Source organism: Rhizobium sp. SL86 (assembly GCF_026672545.1).
GTDB lineage: Bacteria > Pseudomonadota > Alphaproteobacteria > Rhizobiales > Rhizobiaceae > Neorhizobium.
In genome coordinates this window covers 359,974-382,691 of the sequence record NZ_JAPPRJ010000008.1, presented here as the reverse complement: position 1 = coordinate 382,691, position 22,718 = coordinate 359,974, and the positions used below count along the sequence as shown (strand labels likewise).

The window sequence follows — 22,718 nt, the reverse complement described above, 5'->3', positions numbered from 1 at the left end:
GCGCCACTGCCCTATTTCGAATTTTCTGGAAATTCGCGCCGCGTTTCTGCTATGATTCGAGGAATTGAGGATTTCGCATGGTTCCGGAGTATCGCTCCGGGACCTGTTTCTTTTTGTGGCCGCGCGTTGCGGCCATGAGACTGAGGAAGAAGACACATGGTTGACAAGGTACCGATGACGCCGTCCGGATTTACCAAGCTGCAGGAGGAACTGCGCTGGCGCCAGCAGGAAGAGCGTCCCCGGATCATCGAGGCGATTGCCGAGGCGCGCGCCCATGGCGACCTGTCGGAAAATGCCGAATACCATGCCGCCAAGGAAGCGCAGAGCCACAATGAAGGCCGCATCACCGAGCTCGAAGACCTGACGGCCCGCGCCGAGGTGATCGATCTCACCAAGATGTCCGGCTCGAAGATCAAGTTCGGCGCCACCGTCAAGCTGGTGGACGAAGATACCGATGAGGAGAAGGTCTACCAGATCGTCGGCGACCAGGAAGCCGACGTGAAGGAAGGTCGCATCTCGATCTCGTCGCCGATTGCGCGTGCGCTGATCGGCAAGGAAGTCGGCGACAGCATCGAAGTGAATGCGCCGGGCGGCTCCAAGGCCTATGAGGTTCTGCAGGTTTCCTGGGGCTGAAGAACAGAAGCGGTCGAGCCCCCGTGTCCAGTGATCTCACAGAGGTCGAGGTGATTGCGCCGCATTTCAAGCGGCGGCTTTCGGGCGTCACCTCCACCGTCATCCAGCTCGTACCGATACAGAACCGGCTCGGCCAGAAGGTCATCACCTTCGGGCCGGGCCTGCCCGGCCATCTGCCCTCGATGGACTACACCGCCCTGCCCGCGCTCTGGCGCCCGCCTGAGGGTCGCAAGGTGCGCGTCTGGCATGCCCGCCGTAACATCGAAATGTTGCCCGGCATCATCTTGCGCGACGTTTTGCGCATGCCGCTGAAACTCGTTTTCACCTCTGCCTCGCAGCGCCGGCACACCGGCTGGACGAAATGGCTGATCTCGAAGATGGACCGGGTGATTGCCGTCTGCCAGAAGACCGCCTCCTATCTGGAGCGCGAAAGCACCGTCATCCTGCACGGCATCGATCTTGGCCGCTTTTCGCCCGCACCGGACAAGGCTGCTGCAAAGGTCGCGATCGGACTTGATCCGGCATTCCATTATGTCGGTTGCTTCGGCCGGGTGCGTCACCAGAAGGGCACCGATCTTTTCGTCGACGCGATGATCCGGCTGCTGCCTGAACACCCGAACTGGAAGGCCGTGATCGCCGGGCGCGCGACGGCCAAACACATCGGTTTCGAGGAAGAACTGAAGGCAAAGGTGAAAGCAGCCGGCCTTGGCGAGCGCATTCTCTTCGTCGGCGAACACACCAATATCAACGCGTGGTACCGGGCCCTCAATCTCTTCGTTGCCCCGCAGCGCTGGGAAGGGTTTGGGCTGACGCCGCTGGAAGCCATGGCAACCGGTGTGCCGGTGGTGGCCGCCGATGTCGGCGCCTTTGCCGAACTCATCCTCGATGGCGAAACGGGATGCATGGTGGAGCGTGGCGCCCTCGACAGTTTTGTCGCCGGTATCCGCCCCTATCTCGCCGACCCATCGCTGTGTCAAAGCCAGGGGGCAGCAGCGCTCGTGCACATGCAGGCGAATTTTTCCATCGAACGCGAGGCAGAGGCGATCGGAAAGGTCTATGCGGATCTGCTCGCGGAACGGTAAAAACTCATGAAAGTCTATGTCATCAACCTTGATCGGGCGACGCAGCGGATGGAGCGCATGCGCGAGATCCTGGATGCTCAACGTCTCGACTGGGTGCGTTTGCCTGCCGTGGATGGACGTCAGCTGTCGCAGGAAGAGCAGGCACGCTGGTCCGCCACCCGGGAAGACGGAAGTCTTATCCTGACCCCAGGCGAAATTGGCGTTCTCCTCAGTCATCGCCGCTTCTGGGAAATGGTTGTGGCAAGCGGAGAACCCGGCGCAGTCGTCGAGGACGACATCCACCTCGCCCCATCGGCGCATGAGTGGCTGCGCGAAGCCGACTGGTTACCGCACGATGCGGACATCGTGAAATTCGAAACGACCGGCAAGACGATTGCGGTATCGAGACAGATCGTTTCGATCGGCGCAAGGCGGCGTCTCGCTCGCCTGCTGTCGGCCCATCTGGGCTTTGCAGGCTACATCATCACGCCTCTCGCAGCCACACGCCTGCTGCACGCGACACGTTTTGTCGAGCGCGCAATCGATCATGTGGTCTTCGACCCGAGCTCGACGATCTTTCACGATTGCACGATCTACCAGACCATTCCGGCTTTGTGCATCCAGGATCAGTTTCTACCCAATTCGACGCTGGGCCTCGGGGGCGAGATCGAACGCGCCTGGAAACGCGAGAAGAAAAAGTCCCTGCCGCAAAAAATGCTTCGAGAGCTTCACCGGCTTTACGGTCAGACGCGCTTCGCGCTCGCGGGCTCATCAATCAACATCTTCGGCTCGCGGAAAAACGTGAAACTGAAGTTTCCGGCGTGACATCCTCGGAATGCAGCCATCGTGACGCCGGATGGCCGCGGCTCGGCGACACGCCGCTCCAGCAATTCGACCTCCGACAAAGTGGGAGGTTCAGGCGCTTTCGACCATCGCGATGATCTGGCTTTCCGTATAGTCGCGTCTGTCGCGGACCTGCCAATGGACAAATTCCGCATCGCCCCAAGGCGCCTTGAGAAGACGGTTCTCGTCGAGTGAACGGGCCTTCACGATGCGATTCCATCGGTGATCGAGAACCGTGAACTCCATCCCCTTCCGGAAGCAGGCCATCCCCAGATAGTTCTGGTCCAGGCGATAAAAGCGCGGCAGGAACACAAGGCGCATCACCGCGGAATAGACGTTCAGGCTGGGAAAATGCCGTCGTGCCGCCTGGAGACCCTCCCGGGTGTAGACGATGACGCCGGAGTTGAAGATTCGAGCTGTCCCGGCAGACGAACGTGGAAGCGTGGCGCGGAATATGCCGGCGCACACGATCGCCCAACGACGATCGTTCCGGTCATTCAGCCAGCGGGGACGGTCTTCGCGAATTTCCGGCGCCACCTCCTCGACCATGCCGATATGACCAACGTCGCAGGTCAGGAGATCAGCAGAGGCGGCCGCTTTGGGATAGACATCGCAGTCGACGAATATGACGCGATCATAGGCGAGAAAACTGTCATCATAAATCGGGCGAAGTGCATGATAATATTCGGAATACTTGCCTTTGAAGAAATCGGGATTTTCATCGAAGCGATAGTCCGCGCCATGCCGTTTCGCATAGTCCGCAAACAGGCGAGCGCTTAACCGGGCATAGGCGGGAACGCTGCCTTTCCAGAACTGATAGATAAGAGTTTTCAACGGGGGCTCCGTTTCATATCAATTGTCGTCATTCGTCTGCCGCCGTGCAGGATCACAACCGCCTTGACGCCGGGATGAATCACGGACCGGCCGCACAACGGATCGGGGGACGTCTTTTGCATCACCCGGGTCGCCATTTACCGCACAAACGTCAGGTCCTCAGACCTCTACCAGCCCCAGCTTCTTCACCTGGCGGATGGTCAGCATCGTTCGGACGGTATCGACGTGTTCATTGGCAGCCAGCACCTCGATGACAAAATCCTGAAAGCTTGTGAGATTTTCCGCCGTACAGCGGAGCAGGAAATCGCTGTCGCCGGAGACCATCCAGGCCTCGCGCACGATGGGCCAGCTCTGCGCGAGCGCCGCGAAGGCCTTCAGGTTCGCCTCCGACTGGTGCTTGAGACCGACGAGGCAGAAGGCGACGAGATCGAAGCCGAGTTTCGGCCCGTTGAGGATCGCCGCATACCCCTCGATGACGCCCGCCTCCTCCAGCTTGCGCACGCGTCTCAGGCAGGGCGGCGCGGAAATGCCGACGCGTTCGGCCAGTTCCACATTGGTCATGCGGCCGTCGCGCTGCAGTTCTCGGAGAATCTTGATGTCGATGGCGTCGAGTTCGGCTCTGAGCACGGGAAACCTCATATCGCTTTTTGCCATGCTAATAGCCGAAGTCATCCCGAACGCAAGGAAAACGCGCAAGATTATGTCGCGCCGGCGCACCATTATTGTGCGTAACTCGCCAAGCTTGTCCGTCGGGGTCGGGGTGACCTTGAATTGCCGCAGGGAACGATCATAAATGAGCTGAAAAGGCGCCGCCTGTAGGCCTTGTCACGTTCGGCTGTATCCGCCCACGGCGCCACGCGAAAGGATCCGTTCCATGTCTGCCCGCCATGCCCATGTTCTCATCATCGGCTCCGGCCCTGCCGGTTATACCGCCGCCATCTACGCCGCCCGCGCCATGCTGAAGCCGGTGCTGATCGCCGGTATGGAACAGGGTGGCCAGCTGATGATCACCACCGATGTCGAAAACTATCCGGGTTTTGCCGATCCGATCCAGGGGCCCTGGCTGATGGAGCAGATGCTGAACCAGGCTGTGCATGTCGGCACCGAGATCGTCAATGATCTCGTCACCGAAGTGCAGCTGTCGCAGCGCCCCTTCGTGATCCAGACCGATTCCGGCCAGGTCTGGACCGCCGACACGCTGATCATCGCCACCGGCGCCAAGGCGAAATGGCTGGGCATCGAGAGCGAACAGCATTTCCAGGGCTTTGGCGTATCCGCCTGCGCCACCTGCGATGGCTTCTTCTATCGCAACAAGGACGTGATCGTGGTGGGCGGCGGCAATTCCGCCGTCGAAGAAGCGCTCTACCTGTCGAACATCGCCAAATCGGTCACCGTTGTGCATCGCCGTGACAGCTTCCGGTCGGAAAAGATCCTGCAGGAACGCCTGTTCCAGCGCCCGAATGTCGAGGTGCTGTGGAACTCGGAAGTCGCCGAGATCACCGGTACGCCTGCCAAACCGCCGATGCCGCCATCGGTGACGGGGGTCAAGCTGCGCAACACGCTGAATGGCGAGATCACCGAACGGCCTATCGACGGCGTTTTCGTCGCTATCGGCCACGCGCCGGCCACCGAACTCTTCAAGGGTCAGGTGAAGCTGAAGGACAACGGTTACATGTGGACGGCGCCGGATTCGACGGCAACCGACGTGCCGGGCGTCTTTGCCGCCGGCGACGTGACCGACGACACCTTCCGCCAGGCGATCACGGCTGCCGGCATGGGCTGCATGGCCGCCCTTGAGGCGGAACGTTATCTCGCGGGCATCCAGCCCGTCGCGCAGGCTGCGGAGTAACAATGGTAGTGCCACTCGACTGGGACAAGCTGCGCATTTTTCACGCCGCCGCGGAAGCCGGCTCCTTCACGCATGCAGCCGACAAGCTGCATCTGTCCCAGTCGGCCATCAGCCGCCAGGTCAGCGCGCTGGAACAGGATGTGGGCGTCAAGCTCTTCCACCGCCACGCGCGCGGCCTGATCCTCACCGAACAGGGGGAACTCCTCTACCGCACGGCGCACGACGTGCTTCTGAAGCTGGAAACCGTCAAGGTACAGCTGACGGAAACGACGGAAAAGCCGAGCGGCAAGCTGCGTGTCACCACCACCGTCGGCCTCGGCCAGGGCTGGCTGACGGACAAGGTGCAGGAATTCCTGCAGCTCTATCCGGAAATGTCGATCCAGCTCATCCTCGACAACGAGGAACTGGACGTGAACATGCGCCATGCCGATTGCGCCATCCGCCTGCGCCAGCCGCAGCAGTCGGATCTCATCCAGCGCAAGCTGTTTACGGTGCACATGCACGTCTATGCAGCACCCTCCTACATCAATCGGTTCGGTGAACCGCAGACGATCGAGGATCTCGACCAGCACCGCATCATCACCTTCGGTGAACCGGCACCGAACTACCTGCTCGACGTCAACTGGCTGGAATATGCCGGACGCAATTCCGACAATCCGCGCCTGCCGCACCTGCAGATCAACAGCCAGACCTCGATCAAGCGCGCCTGCCTGCTGGGGATAGGCATCGCGGTGCTGCCGGATTACATCGTCGGACGCGATCCGGGATTGATTCAGCTCGCCATCAATGCCGACATTCCGTCCTTCGACACCTATTTCTGCTATCCCGACGAGATGAAAAATGCAGCGAAGCTGAAAGTGTTTCGTGATTTCATCGTCGCCAAGGCACGCAACTGGAGTTTCTGATCGCAGCGACGACCCGAGGCAAGCCTTTGTTTTTCATTGATTATATCTGAAGAACGATGAACTCTGCCGAATGCTTTCGCACAGCCCTGCTTCCACTGCATGGCTGTGATGCACAAAAATGGATTGTTCACTGCACAAGAAAGCACCATATCGCACACAGCTGATGCACATGGTGGCTTTTCCTCCCAGTTCCACCGCAGCAGCTGTTCCCCTCTGGAGGTTTTATTGACCTTCAAACTTATAAGGGCCCTGGAGCAATCCGGTGGCCCTCTTTTTTTACCCGCCATTTTCCTTAAATACTAAAAAATCCAATCGAAACACCCGCTCCCCCTTGTGAGGCTTTCCCCTTGGCACCATATTCCTGACAGCTGGCGCACATTGGCGACATCCCCTCGTTGCCCGCGTTGGCTGTTCCCCTCTGGAGGTTCTAACAACCTTCACACCTTCGGGCTTCAGAGAAATCTGCGGCCCTTTTTTTTGCCCTGCAGCATGTCACCCCCTTTAAATCGTATTTCTTCGATCCATATATCGGTCCAGAACGATCTAAGGATTGCACTGTGGACAAGACTGAAATCCTGAAAGCGCTTTCGCATCCGGTTCGTGTCGAGTTCCTGGAATGGATGCGGCAGCCGGAAGCGCATTTTTCCTCGCAGGCCCATCCGCTCGACATGGGCATCTGTGCCAACCAGTTCGAAAAGCGCTGTGGCCTGTCGCAGTCGACCGTCTCCGCGCATCTTGCAACGCTCGAAAAGGCCGGCCTGGTGAAGATCACCAAGGTTGGTCAGTGGACCTTCTACCACCGCGACGAAGAGGCCATCCGAGCCTTCCTTGCTCATCTCGGGGAGACACTCTGAGCCTCCCCTCTCATCCCACCTTCCCTGCCTACCAAAAGGATATTCTGATGCCGACATTGTTCGATGACGTCACGTTTGGCGACCTCACCCTGAAGAACCGGATCGTGATGGCCCCGCTGACGCGCAACCGCTCGCCGAAAGCGATCCCCAACAACCTCAACGTCGTCTATTACGAGCAGCGCGCGACCGCCGGCCTGATCGTTTCGGAAGGCACCGCCATCACCCATCAGGGACAAGGCTATGCCGATGTCCCGGGTCTCTACCTTCCGGAGGCGCTCGCCGGCTGGAAGAAGGTGACCGATGCCGTGCACGCCCGCGGCGGCAAGATCGTCACGCAGCTCTGGCATGTCGGCCGCATCTCGCACGTCTCGCTGCAGCCGAATGGGGGAGCGCCGGTTGCGCCCTCCGCGATTGCCGCGAAATCGAAGACCTACATCATCAATGATGACGGCACCGGCGGCTTTGCCGAAACATCCGAACCGCGCGCCCTCGACCTGGCCGAACTTCCCGGCATCGTCGAGGATTTCCGCAAGGCGGCCCGCGCCGCTGTGGATGCCGGCTTTGATGGTGTCGAGATCCATGCCGCCAACGGCTATCTGCTCGACCAGTTCATGAAGGATGGTGCCAACCAGCGGACGGATGCCTATGGCGGCTCGATCGAAAACCGCATCCGCCTGACGCTTGAGGTGGTGGATGCCGTGGCGGGAGAAATCGGCGCCGACAAGACCGGCATCCGCCTGTCGCCGACCACACCGGCCAACGACATCCGCGACAGCAATCCGCAGGCCGTCTTTAATGCCGTGGCAGAGCAGCTCGCCAGCCGCAACCTCGCCTTCATCCACGTCATCGAGGGTGCCACCGGCGGTCCGCGCGACCATCAGTATGAAGGCACCAGCTTCGATTACGCCGCCTTCAAGCAGGCGTACGTCGCTGCCGGCGGCAAGGGTGCCTGGATGGTCAACAATGGTTACACCGCCGAAACGGCCAAGGAAGCTGTTGAGAGCGGCAAGGCGGACCTCGTCTCCTTCGGCAAGCCCTTCATCGCAAACCCCGACCTCGTCCGCCGCATCAAGGACGGGGCCGCCTGGAACGAGGTGAACCCGAAGACGCTCTATGGCGGCGGTGCGGAAGGTTACACCGATTATCCGGCACTCGACGCTGCCGAATAAATTGGCCTGATCAACACAGCGAGGCCCGTGTTTCCACGGGCCTCGTTTCGATGCCGTCTTGAAGACGCCGCACCCCGTGTTTGCTTCAAGCAAGGCTTTCAACGCGCCCGGTCTCGGTGCGCCGCTTGCGCGGAACGGGAGCCTGGTGACCCGGCATGCAGCCAAAAGCCTCCAGCGTTGCGCGCATCGCCGTATCGAGCGGCGTGCTCGGTTCCTGCCCCAGAAAACCGCGAAGTTTTGCATTCGACAGGCGTACCGGCCGCTGCCACAGATACCGCATCTCCCGGATCTCGCGAGCCAAGGGCACGAAGGGGCTCGCAAGCATCAGCACCCACCACGGGAACTGACGAATGGGGATCGGCTGCCCGATCACGCGTTCGACCGCGCCGATGATTTGCAGACCGTCATGATCCCACACCCCATCCATGTGAAATTGCTCGAAGCGGGACAGGCGATCACCCTGCTCCACCAGACGTACCATGGTATCGGCGACATCCGGCAGATAGGCCCATTGGTGCCCGATACCGGGTTTTGAGATGCGCTTGATGGACTGGAGCGGCTGCCCGGTGGTGACCATGCCCTGAGAGAACCAGCTGTTGATGGCCCCCGGACCAAAGAAGTCCCCGGCCCGGACGATCAGGACCCGCACTCCCTCTTCCGAGGCAGTCTTCAGCCGGCGTTCCATCTCGACGCGGATGGCGCCCTTGCGTGTCAGGGGGCGTTGCGGGCTGTCTTCTGTAATCAGCGGAAAGGCATCCGGGCCGTAATTGTAGACGGTGCCGGGCAGAAGAATGCGCGCACCGTTCTGCTTTGCCGCGACAATCGTGTTGTCCAGCATCGGCAGGACCAGTTTCTCCCAATCCCGGTAACCGGGCGGATTGACCGCATGGACGATCAAGCCGGCACCTTGCGCCGCACGCGCCACGTCGTCCGGCTTCATCGCGTCACCCTGCACCCACTCGAAGGCCGGTTCCCGGCGCGCCGCCTCGGCCGCGTTGCGGTTCAGAGCCCGCACCCTCCAGCCCTTCAGCAACAGCCGGCGGGCCACCGCCCCGCCAATCCCACCCGTAGCGCCGAGCACGAGTACGAGGGGCTTTTCAATCATCATCACAGCATTTTCGACGGGCATGACGGCATCTCCTTGGTTTCGATGCCTGGAATATCCCGCAGGATCTCAGTATAAGGAATTCGCTGAATGTAGATGGATGATATTCAAAAATGAATGATCCGGACTGGAACCTCTACCGCACATTTCTCGGCGTTCTCGAGTCTGGCTCGCTCTCCGGGGCCGCTCGAGCACTGGGACTGACACAACCAACCGTCGGTCGGCATGTGGATGAACTGGAGCAGGCGCTCGGCCATGTGCTGTTCACCCGCTCGCAGCAAGGCCTGATGCCGACGGAACTCGCGCTTTCGCTCAGGCCCTACGCCCAGTCGCTTGCCTCGACAGCCGCTGCGCTGCGTCGCCAGGCCACAGGCGCGCTGAACGAAATCGAAGGCACCGTCCGGATCAGCTCCAGCGACGTCATCGGCGTGGAGGTTCTGCCGCCCATCCTTGCAGCCCTGCAGAGCGAACACACAAAACTTGGCATCGAACTGTCATTGTCCGATGCCGTGGAGGATCTGTTGCGACGGGAGGCCGATATTGCCGTGCGCATGACCCAGCCGAAACAGGAATCGCTGGTGGTCCGCCATGTGGGTGAAATCGAGCTGGGGCTGCATGCCCATGCCGGTTATCTTGCCCGTCACGGCAGGCCGGTCTCTTTTGCGGAACTGAGCACCCACTGTATCATCGGTTATGACCGCCGCACCGCCTTCATCCGCGCCATGATCGGCGAGATCCGCAAACAGGCGCCGGACTTTCCCGATCCGGAACAGCCCTGCTGGTCCTTCCGTGCCGACAGCAATCTGGCGCAATTGGCGGCCATCCGCGCCGGCGTCGGCATCGGCTTCTGCCAGACGAGACTGGCTGCGCGCGACCCGCATCTCGTGCGCCTCTTTCCGGATTTCCGCCTGACGCTGCCGACCTTCGTCGCGATGCACGAAGACCTGAAAACGACCCCGCGCTACCGCAGGACCTTCGACGCGCTTGTCACCGGCCTGCAAGACTATATCGCGACGCGGCGATAACGGTGGACGGACGCCGAAATCCTTGGTTATACAAGGAGCATTGACGGCAGCCGGATCGGGGTTTTCGGGTGTTATACAGTCTTCTTTCCTACAGCCTCTGGCCGTTCTTCCTGGTCACGGGACTGATCGGCAGCGATATCGCCTTCCAGTCGGAGGCGCCGCTCTTCTGGTTCAATGTGGTCTACCTGACCATCGTTGCTCTGATTGCGCTTGCGGAACGGCTGATGCCCTACGACCGGGACTGGCTGGCTCCGGATGGCGAGACCATCAACAACCTCGCGCATACGCTGCTCAGCAAAGGGGCCGTTCAGCTTTGCGCGGCGATCGGGGCCTCGCTGCCGATGGGCATCGCCACCCTCGTGCAGCCGCTCACCCATCCGCAGTTCGATCTATGGCCACATGCGCTGCCGCTTGCCCTGCAGGTGGTGCTCGGGCTGATCATCGCTGAACTCGGGCTTTACGCCGCCCACCGGTTTGCCCACGAAAGCCTGTTCTTCTGGCGCTTTCACGCACTGCATCACAGCGTCACACGGCTCTGGGTGGTCAATACCGGTCGCTTCCACTTCATCGATTCCGGCTTCAAGATCGCGCTCAGCCAGATCCCGCTTTATTTGCTCGGCGCACCGCTGCCGGTCTTTCTCTGGATCGGCGCGGTGACCGCCTTCATCGGCATCCTCACCCACTGCAACATCGATGTGCGGACCGGCCCTCTCGACCTCGTCTTCAGCACGCCGCGCCTGCACCGCTGGCACCATTCGCGCGTGATTGCCGAAGGCAACACGAACTACGGTGAAAACCTTATCCTCTGGGACCAGGTCTTCGGGACCTATTTTAACCCGCCGCGCGAACCCTCGCGCGATATCGGTATCACCGGCCGTGTCGCACCAGACTTCCTCGGACAGCTGGTGCAGCCGTTTTCCCGCAAGGGGGCGCGTCAGATTCTCGGAAAGGCACCCAAGGCGGTAGCCCCGCAGACGGCGATCAGCGAGCCCGTCCCGGCAGATGAAGCTCGCCCCTCCGCCTGATCGGAAACAGCGCCCCGCAAGGCGTACGCCCGGTTTAGAACCGATTGTCAGCGAGTGGGCGTGGCCTCGTCCACCACTTCGGCCTCAGGCCGGTCGCCGCCATCGCTGTGTTCGATATGCCAATTGCCGGCCGAATCCTGCCAGCTGATCTCTTCCGGCTCGCCGCCGACCTGCTGTTCGGCCGCCGCGATCCGGGCAGCCGCCAGTGCCGCATCATGGGTGGGAAAGGTCTCCGAAAAGACGTCATCCACCCGGTACGCCCAGCCGCCATCATGCTGCACGACTTTGTACGTCACCTTGGTCATCAGTTCCTCCTGTGTTTTTGTTGGCTCAAGCTGGGGCTTCTCCGCCCGTCCGCTGACGCAATTCGCAAAGCCGACATTCGGTTCCGCCGATGATGCGGCAGAAAAGCGCATAGGACTGCACGAAGGAACGCCAATGCACCACGGCGGCCACGCTGGAACTTGATAGAGTGCCGTGCCGCCATAAATGGCGTCTTCTCACCAGCGCACGGGTTCAAGCATGCCATCAGTCATCGGACGAGAAAAGTTTCTTCTGGTGGCTGTGCTCACAGCCATCGTTGCATTCTTCACCGAACATCATGTTCTGGCCGCTGGCCAGATCGCAGCACTTGCGGCAGCCGCAGCACTGATCGGTGTCATCGTGCTGACCTCGACCCGCGTCGCGCATCACGCAGAAATTCTCGCCCACAAGGTGGGCGATCCGTATGGCACGATGATCCTGACACTCTCGGCGGTGGCCGTCGAGGTGCTGATCCTTGCCATCCTGATGAACAACAGCAGTTCCCCGACGCTGGTGCGCGACACGATCTATGCGGCCGTGATGCTCGACATCAACGGCATCCTGGGTCTTGCTGCCCTGCTGGGCGGCCTGCGCCACGGCGAGCAGCCCTACAACGACAATTCCGGCAAGACCTACGGCGTGATGATCCTGACCGCCATGGGCATATCCATGGTGGTGCCGGAATTCGTGCCGAAGGATCGCTGGCATTATTATTCCGCCTTCACCATCGTCGCGATGATCGCGCTCTACGGTCTGTTCCTGCGCATGCAGGTGGGCGCACACAGCTATTTTTTCTCCTACAGCTACCCGAAACAGAAGGCGCCTGCAGCAAACGGCACCGCAGTACCCGAACCGGAGCATGGTTCGACGGCGGGTTCGATTACGATCATCCTCATCGGCGTGGTGCTGATCGGCCTGTTGGCGGAATTCATGTCGGCCTTCATGGGTCAGGGGCTGGTGGGGACCGGCGCGCCGCCGGCCCTGATGGCGGTCATCGTCGCGGCGATTTCCGCAGCCCCCGAAATCCTGACGGCGCTCCGGGCAGCGCTACGCAACCGCATGCAGGCAGTCGTCAACATCGCCATGGGCGCCTCGCTCTCGACCGTCATCCTGACCGTGCCGGTCATGGAGGCGATCGCGCTTTATACCGGCCAGCCCTTCATCATGGCGATGACGCCGGTCCAGACGGTGATGGTGACGATCACACTGATTGCCGCAGCGATCAATCTCAACGACGGAGAGACCAATGCGATCGAGGGCATGACACATTTTGTGCTCTTTGCCACCTTCATCGTTCTGACCCTACTCGGTCTATAAAAATTCAGCGAACCCAAAGACTTGGCAGCATGGGCGGACTCACGTTGACAGGCACATGACAAACGACATCAACTGTCGATAAAGCAAACTTGAACCGGCGAACCTGCGGCAAGCGTCAGCATCTCGCCCTACATGCATGGGTGGAGGGTCGCCGGAGGCGGCCGGACTCGACGCGATACCCTGATGAGCGTCACATAGATTTCGGGAGAAGATCATGAAACGCCTGCCCATCATCCTTGCCAGCACCATGCTTTCCGCAGCCCTTGCCCTGCCGGCACTGGCGCAGCAAGCCGGCCAGCCGGCCGAGCGCGGTCCGCCGAACGCACCGAACCAGGAACCGGCCTTCGAAAACCAGACGCGCGCACCGCAGCCTGCAAAGATGCCTGAGATCAAACGCGAGACGGTGGCAAAGGGATTACCGCATCTCTGGGCCATGGAGTTCCTCCCCGACGGTCGCATGCTGGTGACCGCCAAGCAGGGCGCGATGCACATCATCTCCAAGGATGGCAAGGCGGGCCCCGCCATTGGCGGCGTGCCGAAGGTGCTGGCGAGCGGCCAGGGCGGCCTGCTCGACGTGGCGCTTGCGCCGGATTACCGGAGTTCCGGCCGGATCTTCTTCTCCTTCTCGGAAGAACGCGAAGACGGCAATGGCACCTCTGTCGCCTCCGCGCGGCTGGTGCCCGATGACAATGGCGGCGGACGGCTGGAGAATGTCGAGGTGATCTTCCGCCAGATGCCGAGTTATGACGGCAATAAACATTTCGGCTCTCGCCTCGCCTTCGGGCCACAGGGTGAACTCTATGTGACGGTCGGAGAACGGTCCGACCGCGAACCGCGTGTCCAGGCGCAGGATCTCGACAGTGGCCTCGGCAAGATCTTCCGGATCACGCAACAGGGCGAACCCTTCAAGGGCAATCCCTTCATTGGCCAGAACAATGCGCAGCCGGAGATCTGGTCGCTTGGCCACCGCAACCTGCAATCCGCGACCATCGATGGCGAGGGGCGGCTGTGGACAGTGGAACACGGCCCGCGCGGCGGTGATGAATTGAACCTGCCGGAGGCTGGCAAGAATTATGGCTGGCCGGAGGTGACCTACGGCGTCGAATACAGCGGCGCCCCGGTCGGCCAGGGCATCACCCGCATGTCCAATACCGAACAACCGGTCTATTACTGGGATCCGGTCATCGCCCCTTCCGGCATGGCCTATTACGATGGCAACGCCATTCCGGAATGGAAGGGCGCCTTCCTCGTCGGCGGACTGGTCAGCCAGGGCATCGTTGTCCTGCACATGGAGGGCGACCGCGTGAAATTCGAGGAACGCCTACCGCTCGACGCCCGCATCCGTGACGTGAAGGTCGGACCGGACGGCGCCGTCTACGCCGTCACCGAACAGCGCGGCGGCGGAGGCTCGACCATCGTCAAGCTGACCAAGGCATGATCGAAAGCTCCGGTTCTGGCCCCACGACGGGTCAGAACCGGAACGCCAGGGGATGGCCGACCAATGCCCGGTCGATCGTGACGAGCTGCAATCCCTCCACCTGGCACTGCGCAAGCAACAGCCGGTCGAAAGGATCGCGCGTCGGCGGCTCAGGCTCGGCGGCGGTCAGGACGTGTTCGATGTCGATGCGCAAGATTGTCAGGCCCGCATCCTGAAGACTGGACCTCATGCGCTCAAGCGCAATTCCCGGATCAAGCTTTCCCAGGCGGGTCTTGATCGCGATTTCCCAAAGGCTGGCAACGCTGACGACGCCCACAAAATCAGGAGCAGATACCAGCCTCGCGAGCCACGGAAAGCGTTCATAAACGTCAGCTCGCAAGATGGCGAGGATGATGTGGGTATCGAGAAGATATCGGCTGCTCAAGGCAAAGGTCGCAGCAGAAAATCCTCAGGCAGAGGATCATCAAAATCGTCCGCGATATAGGGGACCGGGTCTTTGACACCGAGTGCCCGCAAATGCGCATGAAGAGCATCCAGGTCAATCCCGCCCCTCTTCTGCGTCACACCTTCGCGCGGCACGATGTCGAACACCGGTTTTCCGTCACGCGTCACGGTCACGGTCTCGCCCCTCTCGACATCCTGCGCGAGTTCGTCAAAACGATCCTGAGCTTCGGCGATGGACACGGTTTTCATGGATGAAAGTCTACGCCCGCGCCGTGAGACCGTCAACAATGGCCGGCAGGACGGCAAAAGGGCCCGCCATCGCTGGCGAGCCCCTTCACACAGAACAGACCGATCTGCTTACTGGCAGGCGTTGCAGAAGCGCTGGATGCGGCGGCAGGCCTCTTCCAGCTGGTCTTCCGATGTCGCGTAGGAGATGCGGAAGTTCGGGCCGAGGCCGAAGGCCGAGCCATGCACCACGGCCACACCTTCCGTCTCCAGAAGCTCGGTGACGAAATCCTCATCGGTTTCGATGACCTTGCCCGACGGTGCGGTCTTGCCGATCAGCCCTTTGCAGGACGGGTAGACGTAGAAGGCGCCTTCCGGGTTCGGGCAGGAAATGCCCTTGGCCTGGTTCAGCATGGAGACCACGAGATCGCGGCGGCCTTCGAAGATCTTCTTGTTCTGCGCGACGAAATCCTGCGGGCCGTTCAGCGCTTCGACAGCCGCCCACTGGGCGATCGAGGAGGCGCCGGAGGTCTGCTGGCCCTGGATCATATCCATGGCCTTGATCAGTTCCAGGGGACCTGCCGCGTAGCCGATACGCCAGCCGGTCATCGCATAGGCCTTCGACACGCCGTTCATGGTCAGCGTGCGGTCGTAGAGCTTCGGCTCGACTTCAACCGGCGTTGCGAACTTGAAATCACCGAAGGTCAGGTGCTCGTACATATCGTCCGTCAGCACCCAGACATGCGGATACTTGACCAGCACATCCGTCAGCGCCTTCAACTCGTCATGGCTGTAGGCCGCACCCGACGGGTTGGAGGGCGAGTTGAACACGAACCACTTCGTCTTCGGCGTGATCGCCTTTTCGAGATCGGCCGGCTGGAGCTTGAAGTTGTTCTCCTGCGTGGTCGCGACGAAAACCGGTGTGCCGCCGCACAGCGATACCATTTCCGGATAGGACACCCAGTAAGGGGCCGGAATGATCACTTCGTCGCCGGCGTTCAGCGTTGCCATGAAGGCGTTGAACAGGATCTGCTTGCCGCCGGTGCCGACAATCGTCTGGGCAGGCGTGTAGTCGAGACCGTTCTCGCGCTTGAACTTGGCGGCAATCGCCTCGCGCAGCTGCGGAATGCCGGAGACCGGCGTGTATTTCGTCTCGCCGCGATTGATCGCATCGATGGCCGCCTGTTTCACATTGTCCGGCGTATCGAAATCCGGCTCACCGGCGCCGAGGCCAATCACGTCGCGGCCTTTCGCTTTCAGCTCACGGGCTTTCTGCGAGACGGCGATGGTGGCGGACGGCTTTACGCGGGAAAGTGCATCGGCAAGAAAGGCCATGATGGTGGGATCCTGAAGCTGTTGAAACGGCAGACCAGTCTGGTTCTGCCGTCGCCTTCTATGTCGAAAGAAACCCGCAAATTCAAGGCCAACAGACCAGATTCCGGCACCGCATATGAGAGCATTCGGCATTCCCCGCAAAGATGAGGAAGAGCTGATGTGACAACAGCATGACGTGACAAATTAACCACTGTTAATAGCGCCTTGTTTTCGCCTCAATAAATGCCGGTGACTGCCTTAAATCGGTCCTTGTGGCGTCGCTTTCCGGGGCTTTTCTCTGCAGCACGGCAAGAGCAGCGAAAGAGGAAACGACCATGTTCCTGGATGACGAAGAGGCCACCACGCGGATCCGTCTGCGGCGCAAGGGCATCAGCCTGTGGGTTGCCATCACGGCCCTTGCGGCCTGTGCCGTCATGATGCTCGTTCTCGTCGATACCGCAGGCGCTGCCGAAATCCGCAACTGGTCCGAGATCGTGAGCCCGCAGCTGCTGCTTGATCGCACACCGACCCCGGATCAGCGTCTCCTCTACGCCGGGCTGATCCTGACCTTCTCGATTGCCGCGGCCGGACTGTGGCGCCGCAGCTTTCGCCAGGCCCTGTCTGGCGAAGACCGTGCCCGCAGCCATGGCGGACGCATCAGCCGCTCCTGAGCAGGACCGCGACAGGTGGGCCGGCCTCTTCGTCTTGCGACGGTGCCGGTCTGCTGGTAGAGGGGCGGCACTTGCCGTTTGACCGCCCTTCCCCGTCAGGCTCCTTCACGCCAGGATCGACCACATGACCCGCCTCCAGGCGAACCTTGTTCTACTGCTGGCCGCCGCCATCTGGGGTGGCGGTTTCGTCGCACAGGCGACCGCCATGGATGCGATCGGCCCCTTCTGGTTCGTCGGCCTGCGTTTTGCCATTGCCGCCATCGCCGTTCTTCCCTTCGCCCTCCTCGAGCAGAAGCGCCTCGGCGCCGCGCCGGGCAAAGGGGATCTCCTCTCCTTCATCCTCGTGGGCACGGCGCTGTTCGGTGGCGCTATCACCCAGCAGATCGGCCTGACCACGACGACGGTGACGAACTCCGCCTTTCTGACCGGCCTCTACGTGGTCTTCGTGCCGGTCATCTCCGTCCTCCTGTTCCGCCAGGCACCGCACTGGATCATCTGGCCGGTAGCGCTGATTGCACTCTGCGGCATATTCCTGCTGAGCGGCGGTACCTTCACCGCCATGTCGACGGGAGACCTGTGGAGCGTCACCTGTGCCGTCTTCTGGGCGCTGCAGATCGTGCTGGCCGGACGTTTCGTTGCCCGCTCTTCCCGCCCGCTTGCGCTGTCGGCGACGCAATTTGCCACCTGCGCGCTGTTGTCCATGGCGTTCGGGATTGCTCTGGAACCCGTTTCGCTGGCAGCGGTCGAAAACGCGGCGGCCGAAATTCTCTATGTCGGCCTCGTCTCGTCCGGACTTGCCTTCGTGCTTCAGGTCATCGGCCAACGTTACACGACAGCGCCTCAGGCAGCGATCTTTTTGTCCTCGGAAGCCTTGTTCGGTGCCTTTTTCGGCGCCGCGTTGCTTGGCGAAACCTTGCCGGCCACAGGTTATCTCGGCTGCGCGCTGATATTGCTTGCCATGCTGACCGTAGAACTGGTGCCTGAACTGCTGAAACGGCGAAACTCTGCATATTAGATAGCCGCCGATGAAAAACCGGACCTTCCAGCGCAGCTCCGGACACGACGCAAAACAACCTGTGGTCGAGAAACCGGCCCTTCGACAGGGGGCTCAAGGCCGCCTTCTCCCCAAAACCGCCGTTTTGCGGGCGGCCTTTACACCTTTTCGCTGTCTTCGGCGCAAGGTTAGAAAACTTTTTCTTGCCAATTTTCGATAAACACAGCACTCTGTGGATGTTCGGGCAATTTGCGAGCATGGGAAGAGCTATAATAAGCGTTTCGGAAGCGCCAAAACTTCCGAGCGGGGGAAGAAGGAAGAAATATCGGCATGATGGCTTCTCTCATCCCACGCGGTAACACGGGCCCCTTTCCTCAATTTTCGAAATGCCTGCCGCCTGCCCCTCGTGGGCAACATCGTGATGCTGTCCGCCGCTGAACACGGACAGAGGAAAAAGGACCTGATGCATGGCCGAGACTGGCACTGTAAAATTCTTCAACACCGACAAGGGCTTCGGCTTTATCAAGCCTGACAATGGCGGAGCCGATATCTTCGTCCACATTTCTGCCGTACAGGCTTCCGGCCTGTCCGGTCTCTCAGAAAACCAGAAAGTAAGCTTCGACACGGAACCGGATCGTCGCGGCAAGGGCCCGAAGGCAGTCAATCTGCAGATTGCTGGCTGATCCCTTACGGCTTTCTTTTCGAGTTGAAGCCCGGCAGTCGTGCCGGGTTTTTTTGTGCATATGCAACGTCGTGCTCGACGGCACGACGAATGCTTGCCTGTTTCCGGGGCGAACCTCTCAAGCCCGCCCCTCAGTGTTTTTCAACTCTCCTCGGCGCCGCCTCAGAGCCCGCGCAGGAATGGATTGCTGCGGCGTTCGTCGCCGATCCGGCTGCCTGGCCCATGGCCACACAGAAAACCCACATCGTCGCCGAGCGGCAGAACCTTGTCGCGAATGCTGTCCAGAAGCTGCTGATGATTGCCGCCCGGCAGGTCGGTACGACCGATCGATCCGTTGAATAACACGTCGCCCATGATGCAGAAGCGCATGTCGCGGTTGAAGAAGATGACATGGCCGGGCGCATGGCCCGGGCAATGGAAGACCTCGAAAGTGTGCTCCCCTAGAGAAACGACGTCGCCTTCGTTCAGCCAGCGATCCGGCACCAGCTTGCGGGCGGGGATATCGAAGCCAAGGGCTGCGGCGCGGGTATCGAGAATGTCGAGGAGCGGTTTGTCGGCCTCATGCGGACCGACGACCGGCACGCCCAGCGCTTCGCGCAGCTCGTCGGCACCGCCGGCATGGTCGATATGACCATGCGTGATCCAGATCTCCTTGACGCTGAGCCCCTGCTCGCCAACCACCTCGACGATGCGCGATACGTCTCCGCCCGGATCGACGACCACGGCATCCTTCGTTTCGCTGTCGAAGAGAATGGTGCAGTTTTGCTGGAATGGCGTGACCGGGATGATACCGGCTTGGAGCTGACCCATGATGCCTCGCTGACTCTGGAGAATGGTCTTCGGATATAAGACCGTTCGTCCGGGCACGCAGCAAAAATCATTCCGCGAAGAAATAGCCGCCCTGCGCCGAGACCGGCGGCGCCAACGAAACGCAACCGAGGAGAACGGCGGCCACGACAAGTTTCAGGCTGAACACCGTGATCAGGACGGGCCGCAACGGATGTTCGCTCGCTTCTTGACGTGCGTCATCGCGCAGCTGAAGCTCTTCCGTGAACGATGCCAAGGCCATGTTATCTCTCCGAATTCCGATAGCTTCGCAACGAGGTGCGCCAGGAAAGGTTCCCCTGCCCGCCTGTCTGCCCACAACGGTGTGAAAGAAGGGGGTGCGAAAGAAGGGCGGGCCTGTGTGTCTTGCTGACAATCCGGTTGATTGTTGGGCCGCTTCGCGATTAATCAGAGAGCGCATCTGGAAGCGTTGCTGGCGGCAGCCTGGCGATGGGGCCAGCTTGCCGGCGCATGAAGGCATGAAAGGAATGACAGGTGCCATCGGGATCGACCGCCAAAGCCGTCAAGAAGGCGCTTGCGCCGATGCCGGCTGTCGATGAAAGCAAGATCGACTTCGAAACGATCGAACTCTTCTTTTTCGCCTACCGAGATTTCGTGTCCGATCCGGATGCCATCCTCGCCAAGATCGAGATGGGGCGCGCGCACCACCGTGTGGTCTATTTCGTCTGCCGGCAGCCGGGCATGATGGTGACGGATCTCCTGGAAATCCTGCAGATCACCAAACAAAGCCTGGCGCGCGTCCTGAAGCAGCTGATCGATAGCGGCTATATTCGCCAGATGGCCGGCGCCAAGGATCGCCGCCAGCGGCGCCTTTATCCCACTTTGGCGGGCCGTGAACTGGCGCTTGCCCTGTCCGAGCCTCAGTCCCGCCGCATATCCGATGCAATGCAGGATCTGTCGCCGGAACAGCGGGACGGCGTCGTGGCATTCCTGCGCGCCATGCGCGGACGTAAAGAGGGTCTGGAAACTGTCGAAACCGAGGGCGACTGAGATGGGTAATGGTATCGTGTCCCTTTCCGATGACGCAGCCCACCTGTTGGTGGTGGATGATGACACCCGCATTCGCGATCTCCTGCATCGTTACTTGATGGATCAGGGGTTCCGCGTCACCGTGGCAGGCGATGCCGCCGAAGCCCGGCGCAAGCTGGAGGGCCTCGATTTCGATCTGATCATCCTCGATGTGATGATGCCCGGCGAGACGGGAATTGCGCTGACCCAGGCAATGCGCGAAAAGCGGGCAATCCCGATCATCCTGCTGACCGCCAGAGCGGAAGCGGAATCGCGCATCGAGGGACTGGAAGCCGGCGCCGACGATTACCTGCCAAAACCGTTCGATCCGCGTGAACTCGTTTTGCGCATCAACAATATCCTGCGCCGTAATGTGCAGGCGGACGCACCGAAGATCGACCAGATCATGTTCGGGCCCTTCACCTTTTCGATCGCCCGAAAGGAACTGCGTCGCGCCGCCGAAACCATCCGGCTGACGGACCGGGAGCAGGAAATCATGCTGCTGTTTGCGCTCCGTGCCGGCGACACCATTCCCCGCCACGAACTGATCGGCGACGATGCGGAGGTCGGCGAGCGGACGATCGACGTCCAGATCAACCGGCTGCGCCGCAAGATCGAGGATGATCCCGCCAACCCGGTCTACCTGCAGACCGTTCGTGGTGTGGGTTACCGTCTCAGTATAGATTGAGCGGAAATAGGCATCGGATCGGGGCAACCGGAAGGACGAGCATGAAGGGCGTCGCAGAGGCTGCCAGGAAAAATGCGGTCGTGATCCGCGAGCGCTTGGAGCGCGACCTTGGCTGGCTGCGCGAAAAGCGCGATCTGGTGAAGGCGCCGCCCGGCTGGGCGCCGCTTGGCCGCTGGCTGAAACGCCGTATGCCGACCGGCCTTTATCTGCGAACCGTCCTCATCGTCGTCATCCCGATGCTGCTGACCCAGACGGTGGTCTCCGCCGTCTTCATGGAGCGGCACTGGCGCAATGTCACCGAGCGGCTCGCCCAGGGCACCACCCGCGACATCGCGGCCATCATCGAGATGATCCGCACCTTCCCCTCGCCCGATGGCGAATATGCCGATGTCATCCGTATCGCCCGCGACCAGCTGACGATGAACGTCGCAATCGAGCCCGGCGGGCAGCTGCCGCCGCCACGGCCGAAACCCTTCTTCTCGATCCTCGACGACATCCTGGCCGACCAGATCAACGAGCAAATCCGCCTGCCCTTCTGGATCGACACGGTGGGCGACAGCCGTCTCGTCGAGATCCGCCTGCAGCTTGGCGACAAGGTGCTCCGGGTCTTCACCGTGCGCAACCAGACCTATGCCGCCAACACCCATATCTTCCTCGTCTGGATGTTCGGCACCTCATTGCTGCTGATCAGCATCTCGATCCTGTTCCTGCGCGGGCAGATCCGGCCGATCCTGGCGCTGGCGCATGCGGCGGAGAGTTTCGGCAAGGGCCAGCGCGCCGGCCCCTTCGTGCCCCGCGGCGCCGACGAGATCCGCCGGGCCGGTTACGCCTTCATCCAGATGCGCGAACGCATCGAACGCCAGATGGAACAGCGCACCGCGATGCTCGCCGGCATCAGCCACGATCTGCGCACCATCCTGACCCGCTTCAAGCTGCAACTGGCGCTCGCCGGCAACAATCCCGATCTCGCCGGCATGAGTTCCGATGTCGATGACATGCAGAGCATGCTGGAGGGTTATCTCGCCTTTGCCCGCACCGAGGCGGAGGAGGATTTCGGCGAGTTGAAGCTGAGCGAGCTTCTGGAAAAGATCCGCGCCGACTTTGCCCTGAACGGCAAGCAGATGACGTACCGCATCGAGGGCGAGGATCTCCTGGCGGTGCGGCCGGGCGCCTTTGCCCGTCTTGTCGGCAATCTCGCGCAGAATGCGCAACGTTACGCCAAGACCCTGCATGTGGATGCGCGCCACAGCGCCAAATGGCTGACACTCACCTTCGACGACGATGGCCCCGGCATTCCGGAAGCCTCGCGCGAGGATGTGTTCAAACCCTTCTACCGCCTGGATCAGGCCCGCAACCTCAACGCCTCCGGCACCGGCCTCGGGCTTTCCATTGCGCTCGACATTGCCCGCGCGCATGGCGGCAATGTCACGCTGGCCGACAGCCCGCAGGGCGGTCTTCGTGCTGTGGTCAGGGTTCCGGCCTGAG

The 22,718-nt window shown here is 61.1% G+C and carries 26 protein-coding genes; 17 read left to right on the top strand and 9 right to left on the bottom strand.

Features of this window, described 5'->3' with window-relative positions; genetic code table 11:
• Positions 1-156: 156 nt before the first annotated feature.
• From greA to OU993_RS22810, 3 genes are read left to right on the top strand one after another with little or no spacing between them, the layout of a single operon-like run.
• A complete protein-coding gene (gene greA, locus OU993_RS22820; protein ID WP_252751128.1) occupies positions 157-633 on the top strand; it encodes a transcription elongation factor GreA in 477 nt (158 codons plus the stop codon).
• A 23-nt stretch (positions 634-656) separates the two neighbouring features.
• Positions 657-1,715 (top strand): glycosyltransferase family 4 protein, encoded by a 1,059-nt coding sequence (locus OU993_RS22815; protein ID WP_268161202.1) that lies wholly within the window; start codon positions 657-659, stop codon positions 1,713-1,715.
• Positions 1,716-1,721: 6 nt separating this feature from the next.
• On the top strand, positions 1,722-2,519 hold the full coding sequence (locus tag OU993_RS22810) for a glycosyltransferase family 25 protein (protein ID WP_268161201.1): 798 nt from the start codon (positions 1,722-1,724) through the stop codon (positions 2,517-2,519).
• A 90-nt stretch (positions 2,520-2,609) separates the two neighbouring features.
• Here OU993_RS22810 and OU993_RS22805 read toward each other — a convergent pair whose 3' ends face one another.
• Positions 2,610-3,371 carry a hypothetical protein gene (locus OU993_RS22805; protein ID WP_268161200.1) on the bottom strand — a complete coding sequence of 254 codons (762 nt, stop codon included), beginning with the start codon at positions 3,369-3,371 and terminating at the stop codon, positions 2,610-2,612.
• A 159-nt stretch (positions 3,372-3,530) separates the two neighbouring features.
• Complete coding sequence (locus OU993_RS22800; RefSeq protein ID WP_143125779.1) at positions 3,531-3,998, bottom strand: Lrp/AsnC family transcriptional regulator; 468 nt, start codon at positions 3,996-3,998, stop codon at positions 3,531-3,533.
• Between the two features lie 247 nt (positions 3,999-4,245).
• Between OU993_RS22800 and trxB the strand changes: the two genes are divergently transcribed.
• The 4 genes from trxB (at position 4,246) to OU993_RS22780 (ending at position 8,148) form a co-directional block, all read left to right on the top strand.
• Complete coding sequence (trxB, locus tag OU993_RS22795) at positions 4,246-5,220, top strand: thioredoxin-disulfide reductase (RefSeq protein WP_268161199.1); 975 nt, start codon at positions 4,246-4,248, stop codon at positions 5,218-5,220.
• An 8-nt stretch (positions 5,221-5,228) separates the two neighbouring features.
• Positions 5,229-6,125 carry a LysR family transcriptional regulator VtlR gene (locus OU993_RS22790; protein WP_442793033.1) on the top strand — a complete coding sequence of 299 codons (897 nt, stop codon included), beginning with the start codon at positions 5,229-5,231 and terminating at the stop codon, positions 6,123-6,125.
• Between the two features lie 557 nt (positions 6,126-6,682).
• Positions 6,683-6,979, top strand: a complete 297-nt coding sequence (locus tag OU993_RS22785) for an ArsR/SmtB family transcription factor (RefSeq protein ID WP_268161197.1) — start codon at positions 6,683-6,685, stop codon at positions 6,977-6,979.
• Positions 6,980-7,026: 47 nt separating this feature from the next.
• Positions 7,027-8,148, top strand: a complete 1,122-nt coding sequence (locus OU993_RS22780) for an alkene reductase (protein WP_268161196.1) — start codon at positions 7,027-7,029, stop codon at positions 8,146-8,148.
• Positions 8,149-8,233: 85 nt separating this feature from the next.
• Here OU993_RS22780 and OU993_RS22775 read toward each other — a convergent pair whose 3' ends face one another.
• Positions 8,234-9,277, bottom strand: a complete 1,044-nt coding sequence (locus tag OU993_RS22775; protein WP_268161195.1) for an NAD-dependent epimerase/dehydratase family protein — start codon at positions 9,275-9,277, stop codon at positions 8,234-8,236.
• Positions 9,278-9,366: 89 nt separating this feature from the next.
• Here OU993_RS22775 and OU993_RS22770 point away from each other — a divergent pair, with 89 nt between their 5' ends.
• Together OU993_RS22770 and OU993_RS22765 are read left to right on the top strand one after the other, a co-directional pair.
• A complete protein-coding gene (locus OU993_RS22770; RefSeq protein ID WP_268161194.1) occupies positions 9,367-10,278 on the top strand; it encodes a LysR family transcriptional regulator in 912 nt (303 codons plus the stop codon).
• 68 nt (positions 10,279-10,346) lie between these two features.
• A complete protein-coding gene (locus OU993_RS22765) occupies positions 10,347-11,303 on the top strand; it encodes a sterol desaturase family protein (RefSeq protein ID WP_268161193.1) in 957 nt (318 codons plus the stop codon).
• Between the two features lie 47 nt (positions 11,304-11,350).
• On the opposite strand, the gene OU993_RS22760 is transcribed toward OU993_RS22765, so the two are convergent.
• Complete coding sequence (locus OU993_RS22760) at positions 11,351-11,608, bottom strand: DUF2188 domain-containing protein (protein WP_268161192.1); 258 nt, start codon at positions 11,606-11,608, stop codon at positions 11,351-11,353.
• Between the two features lie 217 nt (positions 11,609-11,825).
• Between OU993_RS22760 and OU993_RS22755 the strand changes: the two genes are divergently transcribed.
• On the top strand, positions 11,826-12,923 hold the full coding sequence (locus tag OU993_RS22755) for a calcium:proton antiporter (protein ID WP_268161191.1): 1,098 nt from the start codon (positions 11,826-11,828) through the stop codon (positions 12,921-12,923).
• A gap of 214 nt (positions 12,924-13,137) precedes the next feature.
• Positions 13,138-14,361 carry a PQQ-dependent sugar dehydrogenase gene (locus tag OU993_RS22750; RefSeq protein WP_268161190.1) on the top strand — a complete coding sequence of 408 codons (1,224 nt, stop codon included), beginning with the start codon at positions 13,138-13,140 and terminating at the stop codon, positions 14,359-14,361.
• Between the two features lie 31 nt (positions 14,362-14,392).
• Here OU993_RS22750 and OU993_RS22745 read toward each other — a convergent pair whose 3' ends face one another.
• The 3 genes from OU993_RS22745 to OU993_RS22735 form a co-directional block, all read right to left on the bottom strand.
• Complete coding sequence (locus OU993_RS22745; RefSeq protein ID WP_268161189.1) at positions 14,393-14,785, bottom strand: type II toxin-antitoxin system VapC family toxin; 393 nt, start codon at positions 14,783-14,785, stop codon at positions 14,393-14,395.
• Positions 14,782-15,054, bottom strand: coding sequence for a type II toxin-antitoxin system Phd/YefM family antitoxin (locus OU993_RS22740; protein WP_268161188.1), 273 nt, complete (start codon positions 15,052-15,054; stop codon positions 14,782-14,784). Before OU993_RS22740 ends, OU993_RS22745 begins: the two co-directional genes overlap by 4 nt.
• Positions 15,055-15,162: 108 nt before the next feature.
• On the bottom strand, positions 15,163-16,365 hold the full coding sequence (locus tag OU993_RS22735) for a pyridoxal phosphate-dependent aminotransferase (protein ID WP_268161187.1): 1,203 nt from the start codon (positions 16,363-16,365) through the stop codon (positions 15,163-15,165).
• A 314-nt stretch (positions 16,366-16,679) separates the two neighbouring features.
• On the opposite strand from OU993_RS22735, the gene OU993_RS22730 reads away from it, so the two are divergent.
• From OU993_RS22730 to OU993_RS22720, 3 genes are all read left to right on the top strand, one after another.
• Complete coding sequence (locus OU993_RS22730) at positions 16,680-17,015, top strand: hypothetical protein (protein WP_268161186.1); 336 nt, start codon at positions 16,680-16,682, stop codon at positions 17,013-17,015.
• Between the two features lie 124 nt (positions 17,016-17,139).
• Complete coding sequence (locus tag OU993_RS22725; RefSeq protein WP_268161185.1) at positions 17,140-18,030, top strand: DMT family transporter; 891 nt, start codon at positions 17,140-17,142, stop codon at positions 18,028-18,030.
• Between the two features lie 446 nt (positions 18,031-18,476).
• Positions 18,477-18,692, top strand: coding sequence for a cold-shock protein (locus OU993_RS22720; RefSeq protein ID WP_003494703.1), 216 nt, complete (start codon positions 18,477-18,479; stop codon positions 18,690-18,692).
• Between the two features lie 161 nt (positions 18,693-18,853).
• Here the strand turns inward: OU993_RS22720 and OU993_RS22715 are convergent, their stop codons facing one another.
• Together OU993_RS22715 and OU993_RS22710 are read right to left on the bottom strand one after the other, a co-directional pair.
• Positions 18,854-19,501, bottom strand: coding sequence for an MBL fold metallo-hydrolase (locus tag OU993_RS22715; RefSeq protein WP_268161184.1), 648 nt, complete (start codon positions 19,499-19,501; stop codon positions 18,854-18,856).
• 67 nt (positions 19,502-19,568) lie between these two features.
• The gene (locus OU993_RS22710; RefSeq protein WP_268161183.1) at positions 19,569-19,760 is read right to left on the bottom strand and encodes a hypothetical protein; all 192 of its coding nucleotides are present in this window, start codon (positions 19,758-19,760) and stop codon (positions 19,569-19,571) included.
• A gap of 299 nt (positions 19,761-20,059) precedes the next feature.
• Here OU993_RS22710 and OU993_RS22705 point away from each other — a divergent pair, with 299 nt between their 5' ends.
• The 3 genes from OU993_RS22705 (at position 20,060) to OU993_RS22695 (ending at position 22,717) form a co-directional block, all read left to right on the top strand.
• Positions 20,060-20,527: a MarR family winged helix-turn-helix transcriptional regulator gene (locus OU993_RS22705; protein WP_268161284.1), complete on the top strand. Its 468-nt coding sequence runs from the start codon at positions 20,060-20,062 to the stop codon at positions 20,525-20,527.
• Between the two features lies 1 nt (position 20,528).
• Entirely contained in the window at positions 20,529-21,233 is a 705-nt protein-coding gene (locus tag OU993_RS22700; RefSeq protein WP_268161182.1) for a response regulator, read from the top strand.
• Between the two features lie 188 nt (positions 21,234-21,421).
• Positions 21,422-22,717 carry an ATP-binding protein gene (locus OU993_RS22695; RefSeq protein ID WP_268161283.1) on the top strand — a complete coding sequence of 432 codons (1,296 nt, stop codon included), beginning with the start codon at positions 21,422-21,424 and terminating at the stop codon, positions 22,715-22,717.
• Position 22,718: the final 1 nt, after the last annotated feature.

What these genes read in the sequence shown, in the direction of transcription:
- greA (WP_252751128.1), top strand. Translation starts at nt 157, where the DNA reads ATGGTTGACAAGGTACCGATGACGCCGTCCGGATTTACCAAGCTGCAG.
- OU993_RS22810 (WP_268161201.1), top strand. Translation starts at nt 1,722, where the DNA reads ATGAAAGTCTATGTCATCAACCTTGATCGGGCGACGCAGCGGATGGAG.
- trxB (WP_268161199.1), top strand. Translation starts at nt 4,246, where the DNA reads ATGTCTGCCCGCCATGCCCATGTTCTCATCATCGGCTCCGGCCCTGCC.
- OU993_RS22780 (WP_268161196.1), top strand. Translation starts at nt 7,027, where the DNA reads ATGCCGACATTGTTCGATGACGTCACGTTTGGCGACCTCACCCTGAAG.
- OU993_RS22775 (WP_268161195.1), bottom strand. Translation starts at nt 9,277, where the DNA reads ATGCCCGTCGAAAATGCTGTGATGATGATTGAAAAGCCCCTCGTACTC.
- OU993_RS22770 (WP_268161194.1), top strand. Translation starts at nt 9,367, where the DNA reads ATGAATGATCCGGACTGGAACCTCTACCGCACATTTCTCGGCGTTCTC.
- OU993_RS22760 (WP_268161192.1), bottom strand. Translation starts at nt 11,608, where the DNA reads ATGACCAAGGTGACGTACAAAGTCGTGCAGCATGATGGCGGCTGGGCG.
- OU993_RS22755 (WP_268161191.1), top strand. Translation starts at nt 11,826, where the DNA reads ATGCCATCAGTCATCGGACGAGAAAAGTTTCTTCTGGTGGCTGTGCTC.
- OU993_RS22750 (WP_268161190.1), top strand. Translation starts at nt 13,138, where the DNA reads ATGAAACGCCTGCCCATCATCCTTGCCAGCACCATGCTTTCCGCAGCC.
- OU993_RS22740 (WP_268161188.1), bottom strand. Translation starts at nt 15,054, where the DNA reads ATGAAAACCGTGTCCATCGCCGAAGCTCAGGATCGTTTTGACGAACTC.
- OU993_RS22735 (WP_268161187.1), bottom strand. Translation starts at nt 16,365, where the DNA reads ATGGCCTTTCTTGCCGATGCACTTTCCCGCGTAAAGCCGTCCGCCACC.
- OU993_RS22730 (WP_268161186.1), top strand. Translation starts at nt 16,680, where the DNA reads ATGTTCCTGGATGACGAAGAGGCCACCACGCGGATCCGTCTGCGGCGC.
- OU993_RS22725 (WP_268161185.1), top strand. Translation starts at nt 17,140, where the DNA reads ATGACCCGCCTCCAGGCGAACCTTGTTCTACTGCTGGCCGCCGCCATC.
- OU993_RS22720 (WP_003494703.1), top strand. Translation starts at nt 18,477, where the DNA reads ATGGCCGAGACTGGCACTGTAAAATTCTTCAACACCGACAAGGGCTTC.
- OU993_RS22715 (WP_268161184.1), bottom strand. Translation starts at nt 19,501, where the DNA reads ATGGGTCAGCTCCAAGCCGGTATCATCCCGGTCACGCCATTCCAGCAA.
- OU993_RS22710 (WP_268161183.1), bottom strand. Translation starts at nt 19,760, where the DNA reads ATGGCCTTGGCATCGTTCACGGAAGAGCTTCAGCTGCGCGATGACGCA.
- OU993_RS22705 (WP_268161284.1), top strand. Translation starts at nt 20,060, where the DNA reads ATGCCGGCTGTCGATGAAAGCAAGATCGACTTCGAAACGATCGAACTC.
- OU993_RS22700 (WP_268161182.1), top strand. Translation starts at nt 20,529, where the DNA reads ATGGGTAATGGTATCGTGTCCCTTTCCGATGACGCAGCCCACCTGTTG.
- OU993_RS22695 (WP_268161283.1), top strand. Translation starts at nt 21,422, where the DNA reads ATGCCGACCGGCCTTTATCTGCGAACCGTCCTCATCGTCGTCATCCCG.